20 protein-coding genes, 2 tRNA genes and 1 pseudogene are annotated in these 22,406 nt (G+C 69.9%); 11 read left to right on the top strand and 12 right to left on the bottom strand.

Annotation, left to right across the window (positions count from 1 at the left end):
• Window positions 1-91: 91 nt before the first annotated feature.
• From ABZ671_RS11870 to ABZ671_RS11855, 4 genes are all read right to left on the bottom strand, one after another.
• Complete coding sequence (locus ABZ671_RS11870; RefSeq protein ID WP_357855285.1) at window positions 92-1,273, bottom strand: ROK family transcriptional regulator; 1,182 nt, start codon at window positions 1,271-1,273, stop codon at window positions 92-94.
• An 849-nt stretch (window positions 1,274-2,122) separates the two neighbouring features.
• Window positions 2,123-2,653, bottom strand: coding sequence for a hypothetical protein (locus tag ABZ671_RS11865; protein WP_357855282.1), 531 nt, complete (start codon window positions 2,651-2,653; stop codon window positions 2,123-2,125).
• A gap of 624 nt (window positions 2,654-3,277) precedes the next feature.
• Entirely contained in the window at window positions 3,278-3,607 is a 330-nt protein-coding gene (locus ABZ671_RS11860) for a DUF4158 domain-containing protein (RefSeq protein WP_357855280.1), read from the bottom strand.
• A gap of 132 nt (window positions 3,608-3,739) precedes the next feature.
• The gene (locus tag ABZ671_RS11855) at window positions 3,740-4,093 is read right to left on the bottom strand and encodes a hypothetical protein (RefSeq protein WP_357855277.1); all 354 of its coding nucleotides are present in this window, start codon (window positions 4,091-4,093) and stop codon (window positions 3,740-3,742) included.
• Window positions 4,094-4,390: 297 nt separating this feature from the next.
• Here ABZ671_RS11855 and ABZ671_RS11850 point away from each other — a divergent pair.
• The 4 genes and pseudogenes from ABZ671_RS11850 (at window position 4,391) to ABZ671_RS11835 (ending at window position 8,185) form a co-directional block, all read left to right on the top strand.
• Window positions 4,391-4,463, top strand: a tRNA-Asn gene (locus ABZ671_RS11850).
• A gap of 188 nt (window positions 4,464-4,651) precedes the next feature.
• Entirely contained in the window at window positions 4,652-6,790 is a 2,139-nt protein-coding gene (locus tag ABZ671_RS11845; protein WP_357855274.1) for an MMPL family transporter, read from the top strand.
• Window positions 6,780-7,936 (top strand): annotated as a pseudogene (locus ABZ671_RS11840) (FAD-dependent oxidoreductase). Before ABZ671_RS11845 ends, ABZ671_RS11840 begins: the two are co-directional and overlap by 11 nt.
• Before the next feature lie 175 nt (window positions 7,937-8,111).
• Window positions 8,112-8,185: transfer RNA gene (locus ABZ671_RS11835), tRNA-Ile, on the top strand.
• Between the two features lie 16 nt (window positions 8,186-8,201).
• Here ABZ671_RS11835 and ABZ671_RS11830 read toward each other — a convergent pair.
• The 5 genes from ABZ671_RS11830 to ABZ671_RS11810 form a co-directional block, all read right to left on the bottom strand.
• Window positions 8,202-8,753 (bottom strand): site-specific integrase, encoded by a 552-nt coding sequence (locus ABZ671_RS11830; RefSeq protein ID WP_357855271.1) that lies wholly within the window; start codon window positions 8,751-8,753, stop codon window positions 8,202-8,204.
• A 1,079-nt stretch (window positions 8,754-9,832) separates the two neighbouring features.
• Window positions 9,833-10,636 (bottom strand): DISARM system phospholipase D-like protein DrmC, encoded by an 804-nt coding sequence (drmC, locus tag ABZ671_RS11825; RefSeq protein ID WP_357855268.1) that lies wholly within the window; start codon window positions 10,634-10,636, stop codon window positions 9,833-9,835.
• Window positions 10,633-12,474, bottom strand: coding sequence for a DUF1998 domain-containing protein (locus ABZ671_RS11820; protein ID WP_357855265.1), 1,842 nt, complete (start codon window positions 12,472-12,474; stop codon window positions 10,633-10,635). The genes drmC and ABZ671_RS11820 overlap by 4 nt, the downstream gene beginning before the upstream one ends.
• Window positions 12,471-13,988, bottom strand: a complete 1,518-nt coding sequence (locus ABZ671_RS11815) for a helicase-related protein (RefSeq protein ID WP_357855262.1) — start codon at window positions 13,986-13,988, stop codon at window positions 12,471-12,473. The genes ABZ671_RS11820 and ABZ671_RS11815 overlap by 4 nt, the downstream gene beginning before the upstream one ends.
• 54 nt (window positions 13,989-14,042) lie before the next feature.
• A complete protein-coding gene (locus tag ABZ671_RS11810; protein WP_357855259.1) occupies window positions 14,043-15,971 on the bottom strand; it encodes a hypothetical protein in 1,929 nt (642 codons plus the stop codon).
• Window positions 15,972-16,102: 131 nt separating this feature from the next.
• On the opposite strand from ABZ671_RS11810, the gene ABZ671_RS11805 reads away from it, so the two are divergent.
• The gene (locus tag ABZ671_RS11805) at window positions 16,103-16,354 is read left to right on the top strand and encodes a hypothetical protein (protein ID WP_357855256.1); all 252 of its coding nucleotides are present in this window, start codon (window positions 16,103-16,105) and stop codon (window positions 16,352-16,354) included.
• A gap of 260 nt (window positions 16,355-16,614) precedes the next feature.
• Here the strand turns inward: ABZ671_RS11805 and ABZ671_RS11800 are convergent, their stop codons facing one another.
• Both ABZ671_RS11800 and ABZ671_RS11795 read right to left on the bottom strand, forming a co-directional pair.
• The gene (locus tag ABZ671_RS11800) at window positions 16,615-16,968 is read right to left on the bottom strand and encodes a transcriptional regulator (RefSeq protein WP_357855252.1); all 354 of its coding nucleotides are present in this window, start codon (window positions 16,966-16,968) and stop codon (window positions 16,615-16,617) included.
• Complete coding sequence (locus ABZ671_RS11795; RefSeq protein ID WP_357855249.1) at window positions 16,965-17,648, bottom strand: hypothetical protein; 684 nt, start codon at window positions 17,646-17,648, stop codon at window positions 16,965-16,967. Before ABZ671_RS11795 ends, ABZ671_RS11800 begins: the two co-directional genes overlap by 4 nt.
• Before the next feature lie 469 nt (window positions 17,649-18,117).
• On the opposite strand from ABZ671_RS11795, the gene ABZ671_RS11790 reads away from it, so the two are divergent.
• Entirely contained in the window at window positions 18,118-19,491 is a 1,374-nt protein-coding gene (locus ABZ671_RS11790) for a hypothetical protein (protein ID WP_357855246.1), read from the top strand.
• A gap of 53 nt (window positions 19,492-19,544) precedes the next feature.
• Here ABZ671_RS11790 and ABZ671_RS11785 read toward each other — a convergent pair whose 3' ends face one another.
• Window positions 19,545-19,898, bottom strand: coding sequence for a hypothetical protein (locus tag ABZ671_RS11785; protein ID WP_357855244.1), 354 nt, complete (start codon window positions 19,896-19,898; stop codon window positions 19,545-19,547).
• 127 nt (window positions 19,899-20,025) lie between these two features.
• Between ABZ671_RS11785 and ABZ671_RS11780 the strand changes: the two genes are divergently transcribed.
• The 5 genes from ABZ671_RS11780 (at window position 20,026) to ABZ671_RS11760 (ending at window position 22,404) form a co-directional block, all read left to right on the top strand.
• Complete coding sequence (locus tag ABZ671_RS11780; RefSeq protein ID WP_357855241.1) at window positions 20,026-20,928, top strand: DUF5753 domain-containing protein; 903 nt, start codon at window positions 20,026-20,028, stop codon at window positions 20,926-20,928.
• Window positions 20,925-21,128, top strand: coding sequence for a DUF397 domain-containing protein (locus ABZ671_RS11775; protein ID WP_357855238.1), 204 nt, complete (start codon window positions 20,925-20,927; stop codon window positions 21,126-21,128). The genes ABZ671_RS11780 and ABZ671_RS11775 overlap by 4 nt, the downstream gene beginning before the upstream one ends.
• A gap of 175 nt (window positions 21,129-21,303) precedes the next feature.
• Entirely contained in the window at window positions 21,304-21,576 is a 273-nt protein-coding gene (locus ABZ671_RS11770; RefSeq protein ID WP_357855235.1) for a hypothetical protein, read from the top strand.
• A complete protein-coding gene (locus ABZ671_RS11765; RefSeq protein WP_357855232.1) occupies window positions 21,573-21,815 on the top strand; it encodes a hypothetical protein in 243 nt (80 codons plus the stop codon). The genes ABZ671_RS11770 and ABZ671_RS11765 overlap by 4 nt, the downstream gene beginning before the upstream one ends.
• A 43-nt stretch (window positions 21,816-21,858) precedes the next feature.
• Entirely contained in the window at window positions 21,859-22,404 is a 546-nt protein-coding gene (locus ABZ671_RS11760) for a hypothetical protein (RefSeq protein ID WP_357855229.1), read from the top strand.
• Window positions 22,405-22,406: the final 2 nt, after the last annotated feature.

Genomic DNA, 22,406 nt, shown 5'->3' with positions numbered 1-22,406 from the left:
TGAGCCCTGGGAAAGTCCGGTGAGCATAGCCATAGGAGTGATATTCCGCACCCTTTCCTGTGCGACCGGGTGCCGGGTGAGTCGGCGGCGCTCAGCGGGCCCCGAAGACCTGGTCGCTGATCAGGCGGGCGGCGCCGACGAGGGCGGCCCGGTCGCCCAGGTCGGAGAGCACGATCGGCATGGCCCCGGTGGCCAGCGGCGTGGAACGCCGGTAGACCATGCCACGGATCTCGGCGAGCAGGACCGGACCGATGCCGGCGGGCGTGCCGCCGATGATCACGATGGCCGGGTTGACGAAGCTGACCAGCTCGACGAGCACCTGGCCGAGCCGGCGGGCGGCGTCTCGGACCAGCGTCTGCGCGGTCGGGTCGCCGCCGGTCGCCGCGGCGGCCACGTCGTTGATGGTCAGGGTGCCGGCCACGGCCAGCCGGTCGCCGAGCGCCGTCGAGCGCCCGGTCCGTGCGGCGGTCACCGCCTCCCTCACCAGGGCGGCGTCCCCGCAGTACGCCTCGACGCAGCCGGTGTTGCCGCACACGCACAACGGCCCGTCCTCGGTCAGCTGGAGGTGCCCGATGTCGCCGGCCCCGCTGGTCGCGCCCCGGTAGAGCGCCCCGCCGAACACCAGCCCGCAGCCGACCGTGTTGCCCAGCTTGACGTAGAGGAAGTCGTCGAACGCCCGGCCGGTGCCGGTGTGGTGCTCGCCGAGGGCCATCACGTTGGCGTCGTTGTCGATCTGCACCGGACAGCCCAGCTCGGCGGCGATGGTGTCGCGCACCGGGAACTGGTGCCAGCCGGGCAGGGCGGGTGGGGAGACCGGGGCGCCGTCGCGGACGGAGACCGGCGCGGGCAGGGCCACCCCGACCCCGGTCAACCGGGCCAGCCCGGCCTCGGCGCGAAGCTTGGCGAGCAGCTCGACCGCGTGGCTTACCACCGGCTCGGGCCCGAGGCGTACGTCGACCGGCTCCGTGTGCCGGGCGAGGATGTTCAACTCCCCGTCGGTGAGCGCGACGTCGAGCCGCCCCTCGCCGACGATCACCGCGCCGAATCGGACCTGCTCGGCGATCCGGAGCAGCGACGAGCGGCGACCGCCCCGGGACGCGGCCGGCCCCGCGGCCTCCACCAGACCCTGCGCGGCGAGCCGGTCCACCTCCGTGCCGAACCGGCCCCGGGGCAGGCCCAGAGCGTCGGTCAGCTCCACCCGTGACCGAGGGCCGTCGCGCAGCAGTCGCAGCAGCCGCGCCTGGTCCGCGTTTTCCGGTCCGATCATCGTCATCGCGACCACCTCCTCTCGAAATGTGCCACATCGCCGTCATCGGCGCGTGCCCGCGAGGGGGGTGTCCCGACGAGCGGTGCTGGTAAGAACGGCGTCACCAGGGGCCAAATAATTGATCTTCACGGTCCGTTCGGGGTTGCTGGTGCTGGACCGGCTCGCCCGCTCGGTCTCCGACGCGCACGACATTGCCAAGGAGCTGACCGTCCGCGAGGTGAAACTCAACCTCGGCGGGTCGATCCACGACCCAACCGACGCGATGGGCCGACAGGGTCTTCCAGAGCCGGGGCGTAGCACCCGTCAACGCACAGCACCGCGTATCCGGAGTGCCTTCTCAGCCCCGACAGCTTCTTGTGTGCCCTCATGTCACGCCGCTCTGGCGGGTCGGACCTGGAAGATGGTCCTTGGGCTGGTCCGGGCGCTAAGGTACCGTGTGCCAGTTATTGATCTGGATGCGCCACCGCGCAGCTCGCCGCCTCTGCGGCGCCCGCAACCTCGGTTTGTCATTGCCGCCAGCGTGATGCTAGGCCTTGGCTTTCTCACCGGCGAGCCGGCGGAACGACCCTTGCGGGTTGATACGAGGTCGGTTTGCGGGCCTCCTACGGTTTCAGCAGACAACACGGCGACTCCCACAACCTTGTGGCCGAGCGTCGAGCTCACCATCGATTCTCAGTCCGGCCGTATTATTTCGGTGCGGTGCGGCACTCCTTAGCTCGCTCTGACACGGGAGCCTCCTTGCGCATGCGGGAGCCTTGGAGGAGATCGCCACGGCAGACTGCAGCCGACAGACCGTGAAACGTGGCAGGGCCCGAACGACCCGGGCCCTGCCACGTTCCGCTCGTCAAAGGGTGTTTACTGTCGAGCGATGTAGACGATCTTCTCCGGGTCCGGGAGGTTCACGGTCGTGCGAGGATTGTGCGTCCAGTTGAGACCGTTGAACTGAAAAGTGCCAATCCTGTCGCCGGTCATGTATTTGTACACGTTCGACCAGGTGCCGTACAGGGATCCAGTACCGATATAGCCGTTCGGGACGCTGTTCAGCATGCAGAGACTGTCTGTAGAGCACCCCGGGCCGAGGCGGGTGAGCGCGGACGGGGTGAACGTGCTCTCGGTGTCGATTGCGGCCAGGATCTTGCCGGCTTTGGGGTCAAGAAGCAACTGGACCTCGTGTCCGGAATTCGCGATCCTGTCAATCTGCTCATCGCTCTGCGACCCGACGAGGGACCACAGCATCTCCGTGTAGTCGGGCACGAGGATCGATTTGTTGAACGGGGAAAGCCCGTCGTCGGCGCTCGCGCTGGTAGCGCCGAGCCCGAGGACGAGAGCGAACGCCGCCACGGCCGCTATCAGCATTCGGCCGGGCGAGAGGAAGATGCGCTTCATGCCGCCTCCTGTTCGGGGGCAGGCAGAATCTCGCTACACCCATGGCCCCCGTAGTCATGAGCTAGCGCCCCGATACTCTCAGCAATCCAAATCCCTGTCTATTTCTATATAGAAGTGTGCGATTTCCCACTCGGCCGAGGTCAGCCCGGACGAGCGGACCGCGTCAGCGAGGTCGGTCCCGGTCCGTCCTGGTCGAGACCGGCGGTGACGGCGCGGCGGCACTGGCTCCCGGGCCGTCACCATGCCCGGGTCAGCCGGCAGGTTCGTCGTGGGTGAAGGGTGCCCGGCCGCACTACCGGCCCGGCCGTAGCTTCCAGCCCGAAATCAACGGCAACGCTCGTGAACCGGCTCTCGGCACGAGCAGCACCGCTGTCCCGCGCGGTACCTGCTCTGACCAGCGTTGTCGTTAGTTTTCTTGCTGTCTACCACCAGGAGGCCAGCTCGCCGTGGCCTACCGCGACGGACTGATCAGCGACAGTGAGTACGCCGAGCAACGCGAACGCATCCTCGGGGAGCTTCGGCTGCACCGTCAGGGAACGCTCCGGTGGTGGCCACGCCGGCGCCGGCCGGCTTCGTGTCGGTCGCGGGGCCGACCTACCACTTCACCGACGGCGCGAAGGTACGTCAGATCCGTCTGCGACCGGTACCGGCGGACCAGGTGCAGGGCTTCCAGCACCGGGCGGTGCACCCCAACGTCGCCAGCAGTGTCAGCGTCACCTCGACGCCGTGCTCGCGCAGGTGCGACGGCCGGAACCCCAGATGCGCCCGAATCTCCGCTCGATGGCGCTCGATCGTGCGCCCCGCCCACTCGTAGACGCCCAGCGAACCGGCATCCACACCCAACTGCCGCGCGACGAACTCCACCATTCGCCGCGGACAGATCCTGCTCGGCACCGACCAGCGTCCAGTGCTCAACCAGGTCCCCAAGAAGGCCGTTCCATAGCCGGAGGTCATTCAGATGCCCACAGCGCCCCGGCAGCCCTCACATCTAGATCATCTTTGGCCCCTGGTGTCGCGGTTCTTACCAACACCCGGACGAGAGCGGGCCGGTCGCCTCTACGGTGACCGGCCCGCTCCCCGATGACCTCAGGAAACTCTGCCCGTGCCGGACGCCTTGGTGCTCGAGCCGCTCGAACCGGACTTGGCGCCGGCGCTGGCCGGCGTGCCGGCGAACGGCTCGTCGGCCGGGGTCATTCCCTGCCTGCTGCCGTTGCCGCTGCCGAGCTTCTCGCCGAGCTTGGTCTGGCCCAGCTTGTCCTTGCCTTCGGCATACAGCCGGTTCGCCTGGGCCTGCGCGACACCCGCCGCCTCCTGGACGGTCGGGTGGTCGAGCACTTTGCGGCCCCGGACCATCAGCTCCTCGTACTTTTCCCGACCGGCACGGGCGCCCAGGACGAATCCCGCAGCCAGCCCGCCAAGAAACATGATCTTTCCGCGCATGGCGGCTCCTTCCGTACCTGACGCGCCGCCGTTTCCGGCCGGGGTCTGCCCGGCGGGAAGCGACCATCTCGCGCCTGGGTCCTCTGTCAGCGGCTAACTACCCATCTTGCTCTCCGCTCATGCCTTCCTGGGCGGAGATTGCGATTTGCCCGATTTGTGAGTGAAGTCGGGCGTATGCGGCGGCAGGGACCCAGCGCCGCAATCGGCGGGTAACCCCCTGGCGCGCCACCCCCCGGAGTCCTGTATTCTTGTGGCGTCGCACGGCGCGGAGAGATCCGGCAGCCAGGCGGTGCACGGTCCCCTGTAGCTCAATTGGCAGAGCAGCCGGCTGTTAACCGGCAGGTTATTGGTTCGAGTCCAATCGGGGGAGCTTCACTCCAACACAACGCCCGTCGGCCCAGGCCAGCGGGCGTTTCTTGTTCGGTCCGACCCGGGTGACCCCTTCCCGGCGTAGCGCCCGTTTTCTCCACCCTGATGCCGTTCTGCCCGGCAGGATGAGCGATGCCGGCTCAGATCTCCGCTGGGCCGGCTGGGGCATCGGGCCGAGGATGGGTGGAGATGGCCGGGGGACCGAGCCGCCGGACGGCGACGCTGGTCGCGGTGGCGGTCGTGCTGGGCTGGCTGGCCGTCGGCGCAATCGCCGGCCCGTACGCGGGCAAACTCGGAAACGTCGCCACCAACGACAACTCCGCCTTCCTACCGGCGAACGCCGAGGCGACCCGGGCACAGGACCTCTCCACCGGCTTCGCGCCGAGACAGACCACCCCGGCCATCGTCGTCTACGAGCGCACCTCGGGCATCACCCCGGCCGACCAGCAGCGCGTCCAGGCCGACGCTGCCCGGTTCGCCCAGGTGCCCGGGGTGGTCACGCCGCTGCCGCCGCCGATCGTCAGCCAGGACGGTCAGGCCGTGGAGGTGATTGTCCCCATCGCCAGCACCAAGGGCGAACAGATCCGACAGGCCGTCACCCAACTGCGCGACGTCGCCGGCGCGGACCGGAACGGGCTCACCGTGGACGTGGCCGGGCCCGCCGGACTGCTCGGCGACCTGATCGAGGTCTTCACCGCCATCGACGGGCCGCTGCTGCTGGTCACCCTGATCGTGGTGCTGGTGATCCTGTTGGTCGTCTACCGCAGCCCGGTGCTCTGGATCTTTCCGCTGCTCGCCGCCGGCATGTCGTACGCGCTGGCCGCGCTCTTCGTCTACCACCTGGCCGACAACGGCATCATCAAGCTCAACGGGCAGGCACAGGGCATCCTCACCGTGCTCGTCTTCGGCGCCGGCACCGACTACGCGCTGCTGCTGATCGCCCGCCACCGCGAGGAACTGCACCGGCACGACCGACCCTGGGACGCGCTGAAGGCCGCCTGGAAGGGCGCCGCCGCAGCGATCATCGCCTCCGGCACCACCGTGATCGCGAGCCTGCTCTGCCTGCTGCTGTCCAGCCTCAACTCCAACCGGTCGCTCGGCCCGGTCGCCGCCGTCGGCATCGCCGCCACCCTGCTGGTGATGCTCACCTTCCTCCCCGCGCTGCTGCTGCTCGGCGGACGGTGGGCGTTCTGGCCGCGGCGGCCCCGCTTCGACCACGCGGACCCGCAGGCCGAGCACGGCGTCTGGGGCCGGATCGCCGGCTTCGTCGCCCGGCGGTCGCGAGCCGTCTGGCTGGTCACCGCCGTGCTGCTGGCCGTGCTCACCCTCGGGCTCACCCAGCTCGGCATCACCGCCCTCGGCCAGTCGCAGATGTTCACCAAACCCACCGACTCGACCGCCGGGCAGCAGGTGATCGCCCAGCACTATCCGGCCGGCACCGGCAGCCCGGCCACGATCTTCACGAAACAGGCCACCGCCCGGCAGGTCGCCCAGGTCGCCCAGGGCGTACCGGGGGTCTCCTCCGTCCGCCCGGTCACCGCAGCGGGACCGGGCGGGCCGACCCAGCCGAACGCGCAGCCGCTGGTGGTCGACGGACGGGTGCAGCTGGAGGCCACCCTCACCGACCCGCCGGACAGCCACGCCGCCGAACAGACCGTCCGCAACCTGCGCGAGGCGGTGCACAAGGTGCCCGGCGCCGATGCCGTGGTGGGTGGCTTCACCGCCGTCGACGTGGACACCGCCGACGCCGCCGCTCGGGACCGTAACGTCATCATCCCGGTGGTGCTGCTGGTCATCGTGATCGTCCTGGCGCTGTTGCTCCGCGCCCTGGTCGCCCCGATCCTGCTGATCGCCACCGTGGTGCTGTCGTTCCTGGCCACGCTCGGCCTCTGCGCGGTGATCTTCCGGTATCTCCTCGACTATCCCGGCGTCGACCAGTCGTTCCCGCTCTTCGCGTTCGTCTTCCTGGTCGCCCTCGGCATCGACTACAACATCTTCCTAATGAGCCGGGTCCGTGAGGAGTCGGTCCGGCGGGGCACCCGGGCCGGGGTGCTCGCCGGTCTCGCCGTCACCGGCGGCGTGATCACCTCCGCCGGCGTCGTGCTCGCCGCCACCTTCTCCGCGCTCGCCGTGCTGCCGCTGGTGGTGCTGGTCGAGCTGGGCGTGGCGGTCGCCGTCGGGGTACTGCTCGACACCATCGTCGTCCGGTCGCTGCTGGTGCCCGCGCTCGCGTACGACCTCGGGCCGGTCATCTGGTGGCCGAGCCGACTGTCCCGCGCCGTCCGCGACGGCGACCGGACCGGCGCGGGGGTGGAGCGTGGCCGCTGACACCGAGGTCGTCATCGTCGGCGGCGGCCTGGCCGGGCCCGCCGCCGCCCGCCGGCTGCACCGCGCCGGCGTACCCTGGCGGCTGCTGGAGGCCGCCGACCGGCTCGGCGGCCGGGTCGCCACCGACCAGGTCGACGGCTACCTGCTGGACCGCGGCTTCCAGGTGCTCAACACCGCGTACCCGCGGCTCGGCGGGCTGCTCGACCTGACCACCCTCGACCTGGGCTGGTTCACCCCGGGAGTGCTGGTCCGCCGCGGCGACCGGCTGCACCGGCTGGTCAACCCGCTGCGCAACCCCGCCGACGCGCCCGCCACCGTCACCGCCGGCGTCGGGTCGCTGCTCGACCGGGTACGCCTCGCCGCGCTCGCCGCCGGCTGCGCCACCCTGCCGGTCGGACGGCTGCTCGACGCGCCGGAAACCAGCACCGAGGCCGCGCTGCGCCGGGCCGGCCTTTCCGACGCGATCATCGAGGAACTGCTCCGGCCGTTCCTCTCCGGCGTCTTCATCGACCGGGAGCTGGAGACCTCCAGCCACGTGCTGGCCGTGATCCTGCGCGCGTTCGCCCGGGGCCGGATCGGCCTGCCCGCCCGGGGGATGGCCGCGCTGCCCCGGGCCGTCGCCGACCCGCTGCCCGCCGAGCTGATCGAGCTGAACACCCCGGTCGTCGAGGTCACGCCGGGCCGGGTCCGCACCCGGGCAGGGGAGGAGGTCGGCTGCCGTGCCGTCCTAGTCGCCACGGACCCGCCGGCGGCGGCCCGGCTGCTGCCCCAACTGCATCCCGTACGCATGCACAGCTACACGACCTACTACCACAGCACGGACCGCCCGCCGCTGGACGAGCCGATCCTGCTGCTCGACGGCGAGCGGCGGGAACTGATCGCCAACACAGTGGTGGTGACTGGACGCACCTGACCACCGTCAGCGTGCCGGCGGCACTGCCCGCCGCGCCGCCACCGCAGGGCCGGCTGCGCAAACCGGTCGCGCTCGGCGACGGGCTGTTCGTGGCCGGCGACCACCGGGACAGTCCCTCCATCCAGGGCGCGCTCGCCAGCGGCTGGCGGACCGCCGGTGTGATCCTCGCCGCGCTCCGCTGCGGGCAGTGCGGTCCGTCCGAGCTGGACGGGAGGGCCACACCCGCCTCATGACCAGCTTCCATGTCGAGCCGAGCCCTGATCCGGCCGGTAGGCCGGGGACTTGGGCGCGGCAGGGAGACTGCTCGCTGTTATCCTCGCGTTGCCCACCGTGCTGGACGGCAGCGACAACGCTGAGTTTGGTGGTGGCCGGTGATCGACCGGGCGGGATAAGATCCGGCGCGGTAGCGGGGCGGTAGCTCAGCAGGTTAGAGCAGGGGACTCATAATCCCTCGGTCGCGGGTTCGAGTCCCGCCCGCCCCACCTCGCAAACCCCTGCTCAGGCATGGTGCCGACGACCCGGGCGAACGGCATCAAGATCGGGACCGACGCCATCAGTCCGCACTGAGTCCGCAGCAGCACGAGCCGCCGCCCGGTCGAGGCGGTCCGCCACCTGGTCCAAGTCGTCCTCAAACAGGTCCGCGTAGACGTCCAGGGTCATCGCCGCCGAGGCGTGCCCGAGCATCCGCTGAACCGCCTTCACGTTGGCGCCCTCGGCCACAGCGAGACTCGCCGCAGTGTGCCGCAGCTCGTGCGGGGTGAGACCGGCGAGACCGACCGACGCCGCAGCCCGGTCGAAGACCCGCCGCCGGAAGTTGTTGTTCCGCAGCACCTCGCCGCCAGGGGACGTGAACACCAGCTCGTCACCGGCCCGGCCGGCGATCTGCGTGGCCATCGGCTCGACCAGGAACCGGGGGAGCGGCACCGACCGGCGGTGGTGCGTCTTCGGCGTACCGAACACCGCCCGCCCGTTGACCTCCGTCACCGACTCCGCCACCAGCAGCCGACGCCGCGCGAGATCCACCCGCCGTACCCGAAGAGCGGCCAGCATCGGCCGGCGCGCCGGCCATTGAAGGGCATGCCTCCGGCGGGGGCCAGACGACTCCGAGATGGAGTTGCCGAACGGTTCCGGTTTGTGGGTGGTGGGATGCCATCCCGCCAGCCGCCGACCCAGGCAGAGCCGAGCAGACCAGGGGCCAGGGTGCCAAGGTCGTTCGTCCGGTAGGGCGCTCCACCTTGGCGCCCTGGCCCTGGCCCGCTCCACGGTGTGTGGGCCGGCGGCAGACGGGATGGCTAGGTGGCGGGGGAAGTCGCGTCTGCGGACGTGGCCTTAATGCCGTTCTCTTCGCCGTCGATCAACGATCGCCCACCAGACCGAACCGACCGAACCGGCGACCATGAGGAGACCCACGAGTAGACAGCACAACAGCGAGCCAAGGTCCCCCACGTCCTCCCCCGTGTTCATCGCCAAATCGTAGATGACGCTTCCATTGCCAGCAGTCCGCATCTGGTCCGCAAGAGGCTGGCGGACGGCGGGGGAGTGGTGGGAGACGTCGAGAGGTATTTCCGCTGCTAGACCGCTAGATGCCCAGGCCGGCGGGGCGGGCAGTTTGGTCTCATAATCCCTCGGTCGCGGGTTCGAGTCCCGCCCGCCCCACCTCGTGGCTACATTCCGTACTTCGGAGAAGCTGCGTTCCAGGAGATCTTCCATGTGCACCTGCACATGTTTCCGCGCTTCGCCGGTGACACTTTCCGTATCGACGCGGACTGGCGGCGCCGGGAGCGCGCCGAGCTGGACGCGTCAGCAGCTGCCGTTCGCGAGGGGATGACCTCTGCTGGAAGTGCGAACAGGTCCGCGTAGACGTCCAGGGGCATCGCCCGTCGAGGCGTGCCCAAGGATGAACGAGAACGCCGGCAGGGGAGCAGCAGCCAGCCCACCAGCGGACGCCGTCGCCGGTCGCGGTGGCCACCGCTGCACCGAACACGACGAGAAGGTAGACGCCCGCCAGGAGTACGGCCCGCCAGGCGGCGCATCTCCAGGGTCGGGTCGATCAGTCCGTCCTCCCGTTCCGGCAGCTGCGGGGCGACTCTAAGGTCAGGCGAGGCGCGGCCTCGCAGCCGAGGTTCAGCTCAATCCAGTCGCTCCAGCGGCCCGGTTCGAGGGTCGGAAAGGGCTCGGAAGTGTGCGACGAGCCGGTGCACCACCGCCGGGTCGTGAAGCACCACACCGACCTCGATGTTGTGGGAGAGTGCCCGATCGGTGAGGTTGGCGCTGCTGATCAGCGCCACCTCGCCGTCGGCGGCGATGAACTTCGCGTGCAACGCGGCGGGTGAGCTGCCGCCGGTGCCCCGTCGCGCGGCGGGCCAGTGCCAGAAGGTCGCCCGGCCGCGGAGATCAGCGAAGGTGGCCGCGGCCCCGACCGATCCACGTAGGGCACCGCCGTCCGCCGCCGAGCTTTCCAGAATCAAATCGATGTGTACGCCCCGACCGGCGGCGGCGCGCAGTTCGGCGACGACCTCGGCCACCCCGAAGGCGGCGAAGCTGGCCACGAGCAGGCTGCCCCGGGCCGCGCGGATGATCCCCACGACCACGGAACTGGTGAGTCGTACCGGCACGGACGCGGTGGTTGGCCCGCTGACGGCCAGCTCGGTCCGCTGGGCGGCGACGCGTTGGTGCAGGCCGGCGGCGCTGCGTAGCGCGAGGGCGACCGCTGCGCCCGGTAGGTCGGGTGCCTGGGTCTGCCAGCTTCCGATCAGCCGTTCGGCGTGGGCGGCGACCGAGAACCCCGGCCGGGCGTCGATCAGGTCGACCGTGGCCGTGCGGTCGACGGGCCCGTCGACCCGCATGAGCACGCTCGCCCAGGCCGCGACGTGATCAGCGGGAAGTGTGGTGGCGATGTCCGCGATCACCGCCGCGAACCGCTCGTGGCTCATGGGGCGAAGAATCCGGAGCCGGGATCGGTCAGGGTGTCGACCAGCAGTGCCCGGTCCAGGTAGTGGTTGCCCCGCTCGCAGGAGGTTTCGGCGGCGAAGAGGCAGGCGTGGCAGGCCGCGCCCGACAGGCGGGCGTGCACGGTCGGGTCGTGTTCCGCGCAGAGCGGGTCCGAGCTGCACAGCCGGGCGGCTTCCAGGGCCCGCTCGACGAGCGATCCCAGCCGGTCTGCCCGTCCGAGGGAGACCAGCCCGCCGAGGGTGCCCTCGCTGTCGGGTGCCGAGGTGTAGAGCAGCACCCCGGCGGCGGGATGCTCGCCGGACCAGGCGTAGACGCGTTCCCCGATGCCGGCGGCGCTGTATCCGCATTCCAGGGCCAGTTCGCGGATCAGCACGTGGGCGAGGGTGTGCAGCAGGACGTACCGGGGGCCGGGGTACGGCGTGGGGTCCAGCCCGCGCTGGCGTCGCCAGCGGTCGTGGGCGCTGGCCAGGAGCTGTTCGCGCTGCTTGACCCGCGGCCGGTGTTCCCACTCGGTGACGCGCTCCTCGGCGAGACGCAGGAAGATTCCCTCCCCGCGCATCTCGGCGCAGGGCAGCCAGGTCGGCCGGCCGACGGTCAGTGGGGCCCGCCGCCGGTCGGGGGTGTGCAGCACGTCCCACTCGGGGGAGTCGATCCGGGTGAAGCCGTAGAGCGCGGTGACCTCGCGCAGCCGGGGCGCGAGGACCACATCCTGTAGCCATTCCCGGTGCGGGGCCGGCACCGGCTCCGGGCGGGTAGTGAAGTCGGGCAGCTCGGTGGGTCTGCCGGAGGTGAAGGCGCGCCACTCGGGCGTACGCAGATCGGTGTTGTCGTCGCCGGTGTCGTCGGGCCCGGCGTTGGCGCGGCGCTGGACGGCGGCCCAGACCCGGTCGACGCCGTAGGGTTTCAGCTCGGGCCAGCAACTCTGGGTCGGCATGATCTGCTTGGCGGTGGCGGCGTCCAGCCCGGCGAGCACCTGCAGCGCCGACCACAGGTCGGCGACCGCCTGGTCGACCGGCTGCTCGGCCCGGGGGATGCTGAACACCCGTAGCTGCATGGGAAACCAACTGTTGGTGGCGCCGAGGGCGAGGGTCCGGGTGGCGGCGTCACAGGGCTCGTAGGTGCCGAGGTGGGGATGGCGCCCCCGGCAGGCAGGCAGGGTCTTCTCGGCGAGCAGGCCGAGCGCCACGGACATCGGCCGGGCCGCCCCGCACTCGCAGGTGATGAAGATGTTGGCCGCCTCACCGGTGCTGCCGCGTTCGGCGAGCGTGAGCGAATGACCGGCACCCGGCTCCGCGCCCCCGTGCGCGACGTACGACCAGGGAAAGTCGTCCAGGTGGCCGTTGTCGCAGGCCAGCACGAAACGGGCCGGCACGGCGGTGGGGCGGGAGTTGCCGTTGCCCCGGCAGCCGTGCACGTAGCGGGCCCGGTCCGGCTGGAAAGGCGAGGAGAGCAGGTCGAACAGACCGGAGTCCGCCGGGGCCAGCCGGTTGCACCGGGTGTCGGAGCAGCGCAGCCAGGTGGGGAAGAGCGTCACCGGCACGCCCACCCGGGTCCAGTCGGCGAAGAGATCCGAGGTTTCCGGCAGGTGCGGCGGCAGCCGCAGACTCTCCACCTGGTCGCCGAGCCGGTGCCGGATCGTCGCCAACAGCCGGTCCTCCACGACCGGGGTCGAATGGGTGAGATCCCAGTGCGCCAGCCCGAGGACCAGCACTGAGAGGCTGGGCAGGTCGGCGACCGACCCGACGCCGTAGGTGTGCAGGAGCTGGTTGGGGCGCAGCGCGCCGACGCGCAGGCTGCCGCGCTGCTGCGGCCCGGTCATGAGGTCACCGCCGGACCGGACCGGACGGGCGGCACGAACGGTGGCGGTTCGTCGCCGACGCCGCCGAGTTGCAGTTGAAGCTGGATGGCGGGCTCCACGTCCCGCAGCGAGGTGGGGCAGGTTGTCTGCTCCCACCGGCCCTCCTCGGGGCGGTGGAGCAGACCGGCGACGTCGTCGCTGTGGTACGGCTTGTCGTAGGCCAGCCGGCGGGCGGGCCGGGCCCGTTCCCGCGCCCACACGTCGAGGCGGGCCTCCAGCTCCTCCTCGACCCGCTGGCGGACCGTGTTGTCGGCGGCCACCTCGCTGCGGCGCTTGAGGAACCGTACGACGTGGTCGGCGAGCTGGCCGTGCCGGTCGAACTCGCGGGCCCGGAGGTTGCCGTTGTAGGTGCCCTCCAGGTCGCGGACCAGCGCCACCAGCACCCCGGTCAACCCCCGGTCGATGGCCCGTTCGGCGAACGGGGTCACCGACAGGGCCTCGACCTGCCGGTAGACGGTGGCGTGGAAGTGGTCGAACCGCTCGTAGTGCGACAGGTCGCGCGGCCGGGCCCAGTTGTAGACGTTGAACACCAGCCCCGGCGCCTGCCGCCCGACCCGGGACGTCGCCTGGATGTATTCGGCGGCGGACTTCGGCTGGTTGGCCACCACCATCACGCCGAGCCGGTCGATGTCGACGCCGACGGAGATCATGCTGGTGGCCAGGAGCACGTCGATCGGCCGGGGCCCGTTCTTGGCCCGGGTGCCGGTGAAGGGCACCGCCAGCCGGTCCAGCAGCGGCCGGATGGCGTCCGACGGCATCCGGGAGGTCAACTCCTCCAGGTGCGGGTCGTACCGTCGGGCGAGCCCGCGCTCGTCGGCGCGGATGAGGCGGGTGGAGACGTCGTCCTCGACGACCCGGCGCATGCCGCCCAGGTCGCGCAGGCTGTTGAAGTAGCCGACCAGCGTCATGTACGGATCGGTGACCCGGTTGCGGCCGTACGTCTCGTGGAGCTTCTGCGCCGCGCCGAGCACCGAGACGTACACCCGGATCAGGGTCGACCGGATGCGGTTGCCGTGCGCGCAGATGCCGACATACCGGCGGCCCGGATGTTCCTCGGCCGTGCGTTGGCGGGCGAAGAAGCTGTCGGCGGCGTCCAGCCCCGGCGGCGGAAAGACCCGGGTACGCCGGTTGAACAGCGCCCCGATCTGCTGCTGGGCCCGGCGCACGGTGGCCGTCGAGGCGATCACCTTCGGCCGTGACCAGTGCCCGTGCGCCGGCTGCCAACTGGCCAGCCGGTCCACCGCGGTCTCGTAGAGCCCGACCAGCGAGCCGAGCGGCCCGGAGATCAGGTGCAGCTCGTCCTGGATGATGAGGTCCGGCGGGCGCAGCGGATCGCAGGCGACCACCCGGTTGCCCGGCCGGTGCCGCCGGCGCTCCCAGTCGGTCGATTCGAGATCCTCGGTGAGATAACCGTGCTGCTCGCAGCGTTTGCCGACCCGGCCGAAGAGGGCGGCGGTCTCACCCTTCCACGGCAACTGGGCGAACTTGTCGACGGTGGCGATCAGCAGCGCCGGCGGCTGGCGGTAGATCTACTCGTCGACCAGCAGCACCGGCAGCCCCTGCTCGTCGACCGGCAGCAGGTAGCCGCCCACCGCGCTGAACGGGCACTCCACGTCGGAGCAGCGCACGAGGGTGCGCCAGTGGTCGGGCTCCACCACGATGTCCCGGCCGGGTTCGATTCTGGTGCCGCACCACGGGCAGGTGGTGAGCTGGTGCGGTGAGCCGACTCCCCGGTTGGAGCGGCCCCGCCGCCGTTCGTCCAGCCAGTCCTTCGCGTCCTGGGTGCGGTTGGGGGTGACCCGGCCGCCGACCCACAGCCCGATCCGGATCGGCGTTCCGCCCCAGGTGTGCGGGTCGGCGCGGCGCAGGGTCTCCGCCGCGCAGATCAGGGTGGCGGCCCTTTCGAACTGCTGAATGGTGAGCAGGCGCAGGGTGTACCGCATCAGCACGGCGAGCCCGTCGCCGCCGGTCAAGCCGGGGTAGTCGGGTTGGCGGCGGCGTACGGCGATGGTGAAGGCGGTGAGGCCCAGGTACGCCTCGGTCTTGCCGCCACCGGTGGGGAACCAGAGCAGGTCGGTGACGGCGCGGTTGACGTCGTCGCCCCGCTCCGGGTGCCGGGGGTCGGCGAGCGCCGGCAGGTTGATCAGGACGAAGGCGAGCTGGAACGGACGCCACCGGTGATGGGCCGGCTGGTCGGCGGCGGCGACCGCCTGCTCCAGCGGGGTGTTCGGCTGCTTCCGCCGCCGGGCGGCGGCCACGGTGTGCACACGTTGCAGGTACATCGCCCGGTTGGCGAAGCCGAACGCCGCGCGGGCCTTCGGGTCGGCGGCGAGCAGCGTGATGCCGGCCTCGATCCGGTCGGCCGCCTCCCGGGCCTCGCGCATCGCGTCCCGCACCTGCAACGGGTACGCGTCGAGCCGCCGCGCCGGGTCGCCGGCCGTCGCCTCGTTCCGGTCGATCCACGCCCGGTAGCCGGTGACCAGGGGCCGCAACGCCCCGGTCAGCGCCTCGACCGGGCCCGCCTCCGCCAGTTCGGCGAGCCGCTTCATGTCCCGCTCCACGTCGGCCAGCTCGGGCAGGTCCGCGTCCTGCTCGCTGTCGGGCACGCCGGTGAAGGGCAGCTCGTGCGCGGGGACGGTCGCGGTGCCGACCGTGACGGCCCGCAGGGGGTCGGACTGGGCCGGCTCGGCGTACACGGCGGTGCCGTGCCCCACCGCGAACTCCGGCTGGAACCGGTAGGCCATCGCCAGCCGGAGGCGTTCCGCCTGGTCGGCGGCGTCGCCCCCGGCGACCTGCTCGGGCCGGGGCACGAAGACGGGCACACCCTGCTCGGGGCCGGTCGCGCTCAGCTCCACCTGAAAGATCCACCGGGCCGGCTCCCGCGTCGACGAGCTGCGCTCCCGGTTCTCCAGGAAGAGCGAGACCAGCCAGACCCCGTCCAGGCGACGCGCCCGACCGCGTACGACGACCGTGGGCTGCGCCGGGTCGACCGACCGTGGCGCGATCAGCCCCTCGCGCAGGGCCACGGTGACCGCGCGCCCGCGCTGGTGCCGTCGCCAGACCCGCCCCCCGGCGGGCCCCTCCCGGTCGGCGGCGGCGGTCTCGTAGCTGCCCCAGGCGGCGGTCACGCGCAGCTCGGTGACCGACACCGGCACGGCCGCGGTGAAGCCGAGCGCGGACGGGGCCAGGCTCGGCACGCTCGGCGCGCTCGGCTCAGCACTTCCCTCCATCGGGTCGGAGACGGTGGCGTCGGCGCCTGCGTCCTGAGTGGCCGGATCGATGGACTCGCCGTTGGGCGCCAGCCGCCCGAGAATGTAGCGGTCGAGCGGGTTTTCCCTGGTGGGAAACTCCTCGGCCGGCCCGCCGAGCGGCCCGTGTAGGTCGGCCAGGACCAACCGTTGCAGCTCGTCGCGGATCACCCGCTCATCGGGTACGGCGAGCACGCTCTCCCCAGACATGGGAGTGACCGTAGCGTCTGCTTGCGACAGCGACAGGGGCCGAGGCGGATCGACATGTTAACCCGCAACATCACGGTCGACTTGCGCTGCCCACCTTCTACGCAGCGGAGGGCGACGACGAAGCATGGGCCATGGTGGACGGCATCCAGCGGTTGACCGCGATCGCGCAGTTCATCGAGCCTGCGGCGATCAAATCGGAGCCGCTTCGGCTGCCAAGTCACCATGTCGCACGAGAGACCGTTTCGCCGACTACACCCCGTTACTGCCAGGTCGGTCGCGCCTGCACCGGATTGCGGCAGATCCGTGCACCCGATCAAATGGTGTCGTTTGCCTGGTCGACTCGTCTCGGCGTCTGCGGCGGCTGTGGGTTGGACGTGCGCTGACCCAGCGCAGTGTGCCGAGGCCGCAGCCGCGACGAGTTGGTGACGTCGTTGCGGTTGCCGCCGGTGAGGATCACGGCCGGGGGAGATCCGGGCGGGACCTGTCGACGAGGTGCAGCGACACGGTGCGGCTCGGTGGGTGTGGGCAGCGTAAGCCGGCCGGGCGCGGCCGGCGTCGGGGCCGCCCACCCGCGGCCGGTGCCGCCGAACGGCACGGCGACCCCGGTGGGCTGTGAGCAGGTGTCGGCGGGTCACTGCGGTGGTCATCGGTCCTCCGAGGTGTCGGTGGTCTCGACCCGCGCGATGAGCAGCTTCAGCCGCGCGATCTCGTCGGCGAGCGCGGTGTCGCCGGCGGCGGTGAGCGTGATCCAGGTCCGGCCGCGCTTTCCGGCGTACCCCTTCTCGATCTCGATCAGGCGGGCCGTCTCCAGCACGCCGAGGTGCTGGGAGAGGTTGCCGGCGGTCAACTGCAGATGGGTGCGCAGGTAGCCGAACTCGACTCGGCGGGCCTCGTGCGTGATGGCGAGAATGCCCAGGCGGACCCGCTGGTGCACCACGTCGTCCAGGCCGTTGACCGGGTGCTCGTGCGGGTCCGGGGCCCCGTCCTCGGCGGTCACCGGTCCCGCCGGCGGGCCAGCGCGAAGCCGATCGCGCCCAGCAGCAGCACGGTGCCGTTGATGGCCTGTTGCTGCAGCGAGTATCCCCAGTCGGGACCCCAGCCGAAGTTGATCGGCACCAGCACCACCGCCAGATATCCGAGGGTGAACGCCAGCAGCGCGACGTGGCGCTCCAGCCAGGCCAGCACCAGCAGCGCCACCCCGATCGTGCCCCACGGTGCGACCAGGCGGTCCAGCAGAAGCGCCCAGTACGGAAGCGGGTGGGTCGGCACCGGGTGGCTGAGCAGGTACTGGCGCACCAGCAGCCCCGCGACGGTGTACAGGACGGCCCCCGCGACGCCGGTGACCGCGTACGGCAGCACCCGGGCGGCCAGCCCCCGCGCCCGGGCGACCCGCACGTAGCAGACGGCGATCGCCGTGTAGGCCAGCAGCAGCGCCGGCGGCCAGTAAAACGCCGCGCCCCGATGCCAGACGCGGCACTCGGACCCATCAGGCATGGGCACGCAGTGCACGTCGAGGAAGTACCAGTCGAACGCGATCCCCACGAAGGTCGCTGCGGCCAGCACCAGCAGCGCGAACCAGGTCACCCGCTGGTCGAGCCGCACCCGGTGGGCGAGGGCGCGCACGTCGGACAGCACACGGCGGGGATCGCCGCCGGCGGGTACCGAATCAGTGGTCATGCCAATAGGTTTCCATAGCAAACCTGTTTCCGCTAGTACGAGTTTGGGTGGTTGCCGCACAATCAGCCTGGAGCAGTACCAGCCCGCGTGGGTCTCGCCCTCCGCGCAAGGGCGCGACACTTCAGTCATCGCATCGACACCGGGATCAAGATCAGATGTCCGCTCATCGGCATGACGGACGGCAACCGGGCCAGTTCGGCGTGACGCTGCGTAGCGAGCTAATGGCGGCAGGTCCGGATCCTCGATGTGGCGTCGTTGCCGCAAACCACTGCGGCCTGTGCGAGTCAAAGTTCCATGTGGTGCACCTGCTGTCTCCGCTGTAGGCCCGGAACGCCTCGACTCCCTTATGATTCGCGGCAGCCGTCGAGGAAGGGCTGTGCGGGAACACCAGGCACCTGGGCGAGCAGACGTCACGTGGCCGCCGTCTGGCAGGAGGGTGAGCGGCCCTGCGCCGCACTGGGTCGCACTCATGCAGCGGCAGGTCGGCAACGCGGCAACGGTCGACTATCTCCAGCGCACCGGCGCAGCGCTAACGGGTGCGGCGGTTCAGCGAGAACCACCGCGCCCGGTCGGGTTCGGCCAGGACCAGCCGGAGACATACGAACCCGCATTCATGAAGGACGCCTTGCCCGGCGTCGGCAAGGTCTTCCGTGCCCTGGCAAGTCTGTACGGATGGATGACGATCTACCACATCGCCCAGGAGGCCTCGCGAAAGGAATCCTTCCGCGAAGTTTTGGAGGTGATCATCGGCGGGGGGCTGCTCGGCGGCTTACTGCGGGATGATGCCGTCGCCGAAATACTGCCCCAAGCGTGGCTGATCGCGCTTGCACAGCGCGAGGTCTCGTCCAAGGGACCCCTCGCACGCCAGCACCTAGACCACTATCTCGCCGGAAGCGGGAGCGACTTCGTCGAAGACGTCGCAGCGCTTTACCAGCAAGACGGCGGGTTCAAGCTGGAATCGGAGATCCAGATCGGCGAGGCTGGCGAGCTTAGTGGCCAATTCAAAGTGCCACAGCTCGCCTACTTCAGTGCCGATTGGCAATTCGCGCTAGGTGCGGTCGACGAGGTTCACTACGAGCTGTTGAGCGCGGTCGATGACGTTCACGCGGAGGTGTCGATCCGGATCCGTGACATGTACGAGTGGCACCCCGACGAGTACCGAGGTTGGGGGAGCCACATCGCACACGTTGCTCTGGAATGCCAAGCAAAACGGCGCGAAGAACTTCTGGGAGGTTGGCCAGGCAACCGTGCGCCTGAATGTCGGCAAGAGACTAATTCAGAAGCTCAGGACCGCTCCCGGACTGTAGCGGCGCCGACCGCCCCTCGCCTACCGGATGCCGGAGGGATGTCTCGTAGCCCCACTGACTGTCTGGCGAGGACTGCGGTTGATCATCGGTGGGTAGAGGTATTTTCGGCCTACCGTCCAGAGTTGATCGACCCGTTCACCGGGCTGCGCCGGACGCAGTTCCACCGCCTGGTATGCCTGGTCGCCAAATGTGGCGGTGACGCCATCGCCGACGCTGGTCGCCGGCACGCCGCTGGTCCTCGCAGCGGTGACCTGTTGATGCACTCTAATCGGCCAGATCCGCACGTCGAGAAGGACGCTGGGCTCAGCAACACCCGTCACGCAACGTCACCGACTTGGATCGACGCCACCAGGTCTGGAGGCCAGCCCGCGTTGGCGGAGCAAGGTGACACCGGAGAGCGACACCCGAAAGGCGCTCTGTCATTTCGTGGTTACCGACGGGACAGAGCGGGTCTTCGACTTGCATGCGAGGTTTACGCCGGGTGCCGGCCTGGGCGGCTGCACTTCCGCATGGATGGTCCCGACAACGGCTCGTAGTCGCCTACGTCGGAGCCAAGCGCTTCTGACAGCCGCCCGTGCCTAGCGCGCAGTCAAGGAGTGGCGAATCGTGTAGTGGTTGACTGCTCGGCGGGGACCAGGACGGCGGTGCCGGACCAGTCGATGTCCTCGTCAACGATGAGCTTGTCCGGCTCGTCGTCTTCGTCCAGCGTGGAATAGCTCGCGTAGTAGCGGCCAAAGCCGTAACCGCCAGCCGCCAGGGTGGCCAGCGCCCACGGCCGAAGCCCGTCGCGCAGCTTGTCTGGGGCGAGCCGGTCGACCGGCACCCGAACGACCCCGAGCAGGTCGTGCCACTGGTCCGGGGTGCCGGCGTCGACCACCCGGGAGAGCGCGAACGCGTGCCGCACCTGCGGCTTCCGCCAGATCCACCCGATCTCGTTCAGCATCCTGCCTCCTCGACTCATCCACGAATCGGTTCTCAGTGCTCTAGATGAGAGTGCACCGAAACGAGCTTGATATCAAGGGTAGTTGGGAGGATGCTCAAGGTGCTTGTCCGGAGTGGAAGGAGAGGCCATGTCATCCACACCCTCGGGTTCGTCCGAGTCACGTCAGCAATCGACGGTGCCGTCGCCAGTGGTGCAGGCCTGGGAGTTGGGATTGCGGCTGCGCCAACGCCGCGAGGAGATCGGCCTGACTGCAGCGGCGGCTGGTCGTGCCATCGGCATCATTCAGGCGTACGTCTCTGGAGTTGAGGCGGGCAGGGTGAAGCTGCCCGCCGCCCGGCTGGCCCGGATCGTCGAGGTCTACGAGCTGGAGCGGGAGGAGGCCGCCGAGTTGGAAAACTTGCGCGACGGTGCCAGCCGGCGCGGCTGGTGGCACGAGTATTCCCAGCTCTTCCCGGCCGAGTTCATCCGCTTCCTCGGTTATGAGGCCGGTGCCGAGCACATCCGGTTCTACGGCAGTGAGCTGGTGCCTGGCCTGTTGCAGACCGAGGAGTATGCGCGAGCGGTCATCGCCGGAGGCACCACGACGATTCGGCTCACCGAGGTCGAGCGGCGGGTCGGTGCCCGGATGGCCCGGCAGGCGCGGCTGGATGCCGCCAACCCGATCCGGCTGACGGCGCTGCTCGGCGAGGGCGCGCTACGCCAGCAGGTCGGCGGACCGGCCGTGATGAAGGCTCAACTCGATCACCTCGTCCGACTGGCGACCGAGCGGCCGGAGCAGATTGAAGTCCGGGTGCTGCCGTTCACCGCTGGTGCACATCCTGCGCTGGGTGGGTCCTTTCAGATCCTGTCGTTCCCGTCGCCCCGGCTGCCGGACCTGGTGTGGCAGGAGGTGCTGACCTCGATCGACATCATCGACCAGTCCATCCGGGTGACCGACTATCAGGTGACCTTCGCGGAGGCGCGCGAACGCGCGTTAAGCTCGGACGACTCGCTCGACCTGATCCGCCGGATCGTCAAGGAGATGACGTGACCTCGTCGTACAGCATCCCCGGGGAGGGTTGGTTCAAATCCTCTCGCAGTTCGGACAACGCCAACTGCGTCGAGGTGCGGTTTGTCGGTGGCGCGGTGGACGTCCGCGACACCAAGGACCGCACCGGCCCGGTGCTCAGCTTCGGTGGCCCTTCCTGGGCCAGCTTCCTGGCCGGGCTCAAGACCGACTCGCCGAGCTGACGTCCCGCCGTTGCCCTCAGCCTGCTAACTGAGGGCAACCGCAGCATGACCGTCGATGTTATTTTTGCCGGCATGAGTCCGGAGCATCGGGTTTGACGATGGCCTCAGCCAGCGACCGGCCACAGAGGCAAGATCCGCCGAGGCGGAAGCGGCCTACCGCGAGGAGCTCGCGGATTTGCAGCAGGGCACTTACCGGCTTCTTCGGCACAGAATCGCCTTCGCGACCATCGGCTTGGCGGCGCTTGTGATCATGTTTTTCGATGGGGATTCCCCGCGTTCACTCTGGCCCTGGTACGTCGCCACGATCGTGGGCGGAGTGTTCGGCGCGAGCTCATTTGTCGTGCACGAGCCACGTCCGCGCCGCTACGTTCTCGCCCTTGCCCTCGTGTTCGCCGTTGTCGGCCTGGCTGGCGGCATGTTCGTGGCGAAAATGGAGGCCGGAAGATGACGCTGTCCGTCGAGCCGGACGCGATGGTTGGCTTCGCCGGCCAGGTCGACCGTGCCGCCGCAGACGTATGGGAGCTTCGCAGTTACCTGAACCGGTACGCGGACATCGCGACCGGCGGCGAGCAGATCAAAATGGCCAAGGCCGGACATGATCACGCGGTCGAAGTCATCAACGCCACCCTCAACCGGCTCGCCGGTCGTTTGGAAAACTCCGCCCCGGAGCTTCGACCCGATCGGTGAGATTAAGAACGGCGTCTTCGGCGATTGGGCGGCCCTCGCCAGGATGGCCCCCGTCGTCGGCAACATCGCTGCTGCTCTGCACGACCTGGCCTACAACCTCCAGTCTGGCGCCACCGCTCTGTACCCACTCTGGCAAGGCGCTGCCGGTGACAGCGCCTTCCGCTACTTCACCACCACCGCCAACGCCGTCGCCGAATTGAGGGGACCGTTGGGCAACGTCAGCAAGGCATACCGCGACATGGCGGCTGCTGTCTGGTCCGCTGGCACGGCCCTCGGCGGCATCGTCCAAAGCCTGATCGACTCCGCCATCATCGCCGGCATCGAGGTCGCCGCCGGCACCATCACCGCCGAGACCGGCGTTGGCGCGGCCGTCGGCTACAATCTCGCCGCCGCCGAAATCGCCAACATGCTTCGCCTCTGGGGCAACGCCACCAAGCTCTACCAGGACATCGCCACGGCCGTCCTCGCCTTCCGCGCCAAGCTCACCCACGAGCTCAGCGGCCTCGACGCTGTCACCCTTCCCACACTCCCCGACGGCGGGTACTACCGTCACCCGCTTGCCGGAGCGACGACCGGAGCGGGGGCCTGAAC

Source organism: Micromonospora sp. NPDC006766 (assembly GCF_040636055.1).
Lineage (GTDB): Bacteria > Actinomycetota > Actinomycetes > Mycobacteriales > Micromonosporaceae > Micromonospora.
Note: the sequence above shows the minus strand (reverse complement) of the source record. Positions and strands in the feature narration are given on the sequence as shown.